Source organism: Kosakonia sp. 1610 (assembly GCF_050435845.1).
GTDB classification, from domain to species: domain Bacteria; phylum Pseudomonadota; class Gammaproteobacteria; order Enterobacterales; family Enterobacteriaceae; genus Kosakonia; species Kosakonia cowanii.
The window spans coordinates 1-4323 of the sequence record NZ_JBNDKZ010000024.1 but is presented as its reverse complement, the minus strand read 5'-3'; the positions used below and the strand labels follow the sequence as shown (position 1 = coordinate 4323).

The 4323-nt window shown below is 48.0% G+C and carries 4 protein-coding genes and 2 pseudogenes; 5 read left to right on the top strand and 1 reads right to left on the bottom strand.

Going from position 1 to position 4323, the window contains the following annotated elements; all coding sequences use genetic code 11:
- Together ABIC80_RS24410 and ABIC80_RS24405 are read left to right on the top strand one after the other, a co-directional pair.
- Positions 1–1065, top strand: a 1065-nt coding sequence (locus ABIC80_RS24410) for an RHS repeat-associated core domain-containing protein (RefSeq protein WP_429178873.1), incomplete at its 5' end; no start/stop codon positions are given.
- The gene (locus tag ABIC80_RS24405) at positions 1062–1505 is read left to right on the top strand and encodes an SMI1/KNR4 family protein (RefSeq protein WP_429178872.1); all 444 of its coding nucleotides are present in this window, start codon (positions 1062–1064) and stop codon (positions 1503–1505) included. The genes ABIC80_RS24410 and ABIC80_RS24405, both read left to right, overlap by 4 nt.
- A gap of 263 nt (positions 1506–1768) precedes the next feature.
- Here the strand turns inward: ABIC80_RS24405 and ABIC80_RS24400 are convergent, their stop codons facing one another.
- Entirely contained in the window at positions 1769–1957 is a 189-nt protein-coding gene (locus ABIC80_RS24400) for a hypothetical protein (RefSeq protein WP_429178870.1), read from the bottom strand.
- Between the two features lie 284 nt (positions 1958–2241).
- Between ABIC80_RS24400 and ABIC80_RS24395 the strand changes: the two are divergent.
- From ABIC80_RS24395 to ABIC80_RS24385, 3 genes and pseudogenes are all read left to right on the top strand, one after another.
- A pseudogene (locus ABIC80_RS24395) lies at positions 2242–2919 on the top strand (RHS repeat-associated core domain-containing protein); the annotation flags it as partial.
- Positions 2910–3320, top strand: a complete 411-nt coding sequence (locus tag ABIC80_RS24390; RefSeq protein WP_429178869.1) for an SMI1/KNR4 family protein — start codon at positions 2910–2912, stop codon at positions 3318–3320. The pseudogene ABIC80_RS24395 and the gene ABIC80_RS24390, both read left to right, overlap by 10 nt.
- Positions 3321–4041: 721 nt before the next feature.
- Positions 4042–4323 (top strand): annotated as a pseudogene (locus ABIC80_RS24385) (RHS repeat-associated core domain-containing protein); the annotation flags it as partial.

Genomic DNA, 4323 nt, shown 5'->3' with positions numbered 1-4323 from the left:
ATGCAGTACGATGCGTGGGGCAACCTGACGCGCAGGCGCAGCGGGCTGTATGAACAGCACTATACGTATGATGCGGAAAACCGCCTGCTGTCCGCCCGCGGAACCGGGCCGCAGGGGCGCTTTGAGGCGCACTACCATTATGACACGCTTGGCAGACGGCTCCGCAAGACGGTCTCCACCGGTCACGGCACCCATGAAAGCCGCTTCCTCTGGCAGGGTTACCGCCTGTTGCAGGAGCAGCATGAAGGCGGGCAGTGCAGCACGTATATTTACGATCCGAACGAGGCCTGGAGCCCGCTGACGCGGATTGACCATCTGCGGGAGGAGAGAGCCGGGGAGATATTCTGGTTCAGCACCGACCTGAACGGCGCGCCGCTGGAAGTTACAGACGAAGAAGGCAGCCTCCGCTGGAGCGGGCAGTACGGCAGCTTCGGCGAAGTTCGGCATCAGACCGACGGCTTCACGCGGCTGGCTAAGAATACGGCGCTGGCACACCAGCCCCTGCGCTATGCCGGGCAGTATGCAGACAGCGAAACCGGCCTGCACTACAACCTGTTCCGTTACTACGACCCGCAGGCTGGACGGTTTAATGTTCAGGATCCGATAGGGTTTCGCGGCGGATTAAATTTATATGTTTTCTCACCTAATTCAATAAGCTGGATAGATCCATTAGGTCTAAGCGCACAAGTTACTTTTACAGATAGTAGAGGCTTGACTTTAGATGTATCAGGATATACAGATCTAACTCATTTAAGTGATTCTGAACTAAACAGAATTATATTTATGAATGGTGGTGATGCCCCCCATCCATTTGGGTTGTCGCCACGAGATAAGCAAGGGAATACAATAGTATTGCATCATGATAGGCAGCAATCAGAAGGGCCACTTACAGCTATGCCAGATAAACACCATGGTTCAGCTGAAAATAATGCTGGTCAGCATCCAAAAGGTAATGCTAAAGGTGCAGGGATAAATAACCGACGAGAATTCAACCTATGGAAAAAAGAGTTCTGGAAAGCACAAGCAGAAAAAACTTTAGGTAAAAGAAGAGGTGGTTGTGTATGAATGAACAATTGTTAACGCGAGTCAGAGAGAACTTAACATCTGATCAGGATATGGTTTTGTACGGTATTCCTGCTACAGATGAGGAGATAGCAAACGCTGAAGAAAAGTTGAACATTAAATTTAATGAGCAATATATTGAATTCATAAAATTGTTTGGCGGGGCTTTTGGAGGTATAGCTATACATGCTTTCATTAATGGTTCTTTAGTTGGAAAAGCGACAGTTGTTGATCTGACTCAAAAATTCAGAGAAACATACAAAGATCTTGATGAGTCCGTTTTGAACGCATTCTACGTTATTTCAGATGATGGTAGTGGAAACCCTATACTTATGAATACTGATGGCGAGATATATATTTTCATGCATGATTCTTATGAAATGGAGTGTTTGTATTCTTCGTTAGAAGAGTTACTCATAAAATCATTTCCATTAACACACTGACTTCAAAAGTCAGGCAAACCTCTCCATTGCCACCTTGTTCCTGTGCCATGGAGATGCTGGCAGTAACACAGATGGACTATAAGAAGAAGCGAGGCAGGAAGGTCATTAACGGGCAGCAGGTCAATTTCTTTTGCTGTGCTGGGTGGATAATACTGGCCTTGGTACACATGGGGCTACACTGTAATTTTTACCCTTCTGCTGGCTGCACGGCTTACTTAACGATGACGCGTTGAAGGGGCATCTGTTGAGCTGTGTGTATCGCTTCACTTCAGCGGAACTACAGAAATGATTGCCCAGGTGGCCGCCCCCTGACGACGAAACGTGAGCATGTCCCAGCTGACGGCATGCTCCAGCTCTTCTCTGGTAGGCTCATGATCACATTCAAGCAGGGCGTCTTCTGTCTGCGTTTCCCCGTTGCTGCTGTGCTCAAACGTTATTTTGTAGGTCGTCATCCTGGCTAACTCCCGCTTTTAAATATGTCTGTCGTTCCGGTGATAACGCTTCTTCCGGACATTCAGTTCCGCGTCTACAGCAAGCATAGCCGGGTTACCAGCCCAAGAATAAAAAGATGACCGGCATAAGCCATGTAGAAGAACATCGCCGGCATAAATCGCCGTTCGTGGCCGTCTGTAAGTGTGCGGACCAGACAGACAGCGGCGGCCGGGAGAAAACACGTTGGCAGGATGGACAGCATCACCACCACTGCCGGTGCCTGTGTGACATGCTGACTGTTGAAGGCAGCCTCCGATGGAGCGGGCAGTACGGCAGCTTCGGCGAAGTTCGGCATCAGACCGACGGCTTCACGCGGCTGGCTAAGAATACGGCGCTGGCACACCAGCCCCTGCGCTATGCCGGGCAGTATGCAGACAGCGAAACCGGCCTGCACTATAACCTGTTCCGCTATTACGACCCCCAGAACGGACGGTTCATTGTTCAGGATCCAATTGGGTTAGACGGCGGGTGGAATCTGTACCGTTATGCACCGAACCCGCTTACATGGATTGATCCACTAGGACTCGCCGTTGATCCTATCGCAAAATTAGAAGGGTTTGGCTACAGTGGCGTGAAAAAAACGCAAGGGGGCGGCCTTGATTTTGCAGATAGTAATGCATTATATAATAAGAAACCAGATGTGAATCCTATAGTTAAAATAAAGTATACTGGTGATTATGATTTAGATTTCCAGGCAGCCAATAAAGCGGCAGGGCTAAATCAGAAAAAAGCACCAAGTGGCTATGTTTGGCATCACTTGGATGATTATGATCCAAGGACAAATACCGGAACAATGCAGCTTGTTGAACAAGGAGCTCATCGGGGTATCCCCCATAAAGGCGGTGTAAGCCAGTACAAACTGGCAACCGGTAATGCATACACTCATCCAGCAAGATTCAGGAGTAATAAAACATGTCCATAGCTTTAGAAGAATCCCAAAAAAAGCTTTCACCAGAGGATTTGGTGATCTTTGAACAACAATATAATCTTCATTTGCCAGAAGATTTTGTAAAGTTTTACCTGAATTATAATGGGGGTTATTTGCCAGAATCTGATGAAAACAACCCTTACCTTTTAGGTGGTTTCCTGCCTATAAAATATGGACGAGTTCCGATTGAGGAACATTATAAAGATCTTATGGAGGGGTTTCCTGAATTAAAAGGTTTATTGCCGTTTGCATATGACGATGGAGGAAATTTATTCTTACTGTCCACAAGGCAGTCAGATTTTGCTAATGTCTATATATGGTTAATGGATGAAACAGAGTTAGATTTTGTATCTGAATCTTTTTCATCTTTTTTGAACGAGTTGGACAACTTATAGCTATAAAATGTTTAATGTCCAAATGTTGTCGAAAAAGTGCAGAAATTCCAACGTAAACAATTTAATGTAAAATCGCCCCCTTACTTTTGTAGGTTCCGCGATGTTAAACCGGGCAGTGCGCAAACCATGTATTCGATATTGAGTATATGAATGTATCAAGATGGCTCTGCCTTGATTGTGAAGGATTAATATATGAAGCATGGTGTGACAACAGATACACCAGAATTCCATAAGCCCAGCGTTATTGTTATTTTAAGTCTCCTGAATTTATTAATACTCAAGGGGCCAGCCCATGGCGATGAAACCTCAGAGTGTCCCAGATGGTGACATGCTCCAGCTCTTTGGGGTCAGGCGCATGATCACATTCAAGCAGGGCGTCTTCTGTCTGCGTTTCCCCTTTGCTGCTGTGCTCGTATGTTATTTTGTAGGTTGTCATCCTGGCTAACTCCCGTCCTTAACTCATCTCAGTCAGTCCGGAGAATTCGTCGCTTCCGGATGTGTAGCTCCGTGTCTACAGCAAGCATAGCCGGGTTATCAGCCCAAGTATGAAGAGATGAGTGGCATAAGCCATGTAGAAGAACATCGCCGGCATGAATCGCCGTTCGTGGCCGTCTGTAAGTGTGCGGACCAGACAGACAGCGGCGGCCGGGAGAAAACACGTTGGCAGGATGGACAGTATCACCACCACTGCCGGTGCCTGTGTGACATGCTGACTGTTGAAGGCAGCCTCCGATGGAGCGGTCAGTACGGCAACTTCGGCGAAGTTCGGCACCAGACGGACGGCTTCACGAGGCTGGCGCAGAACGCCGCGCTGGCGCACCAGCCGCTGCGCTATGCCGGACAGTATGCAGACAGCGAAACCGGGCTGCACTACAACCTGTTCCGTTACTACGACCCCCAGACCGGGCGATTCACCGTTCAGGATCCGATAGGATTAAACGGTGGCTGGAACCTGTACCAGTATGCGCCGAACACGCTGGAATGGATGGATCCATTGGGATTG

Bases quoted from the DNA above. Each gene is read 5' to 3' on its own strand.
- ABIC80_RS24405 (WP_429178872.1), top strand. From the start codon at position 1,062: ATGAATGAACAATTGTTAACGCGAGTCAGAGAGAACTTAACATCTGAT.
- ABIC80_RS24400 (WP_429178870.1), bottom strand. From the start codon at position 1,957: ATGACGACCTACAAAATAACGTTTGAGCACAGCAGCAACGGGGAAACG.
- ABIC80_RS24390 (WP_429178869.1), top strand. From the start codon at position 2,910: ATGTCCATAGCTTTAGAAGAATCCCAAAAAAAGCTTTCACCAGAGGAT.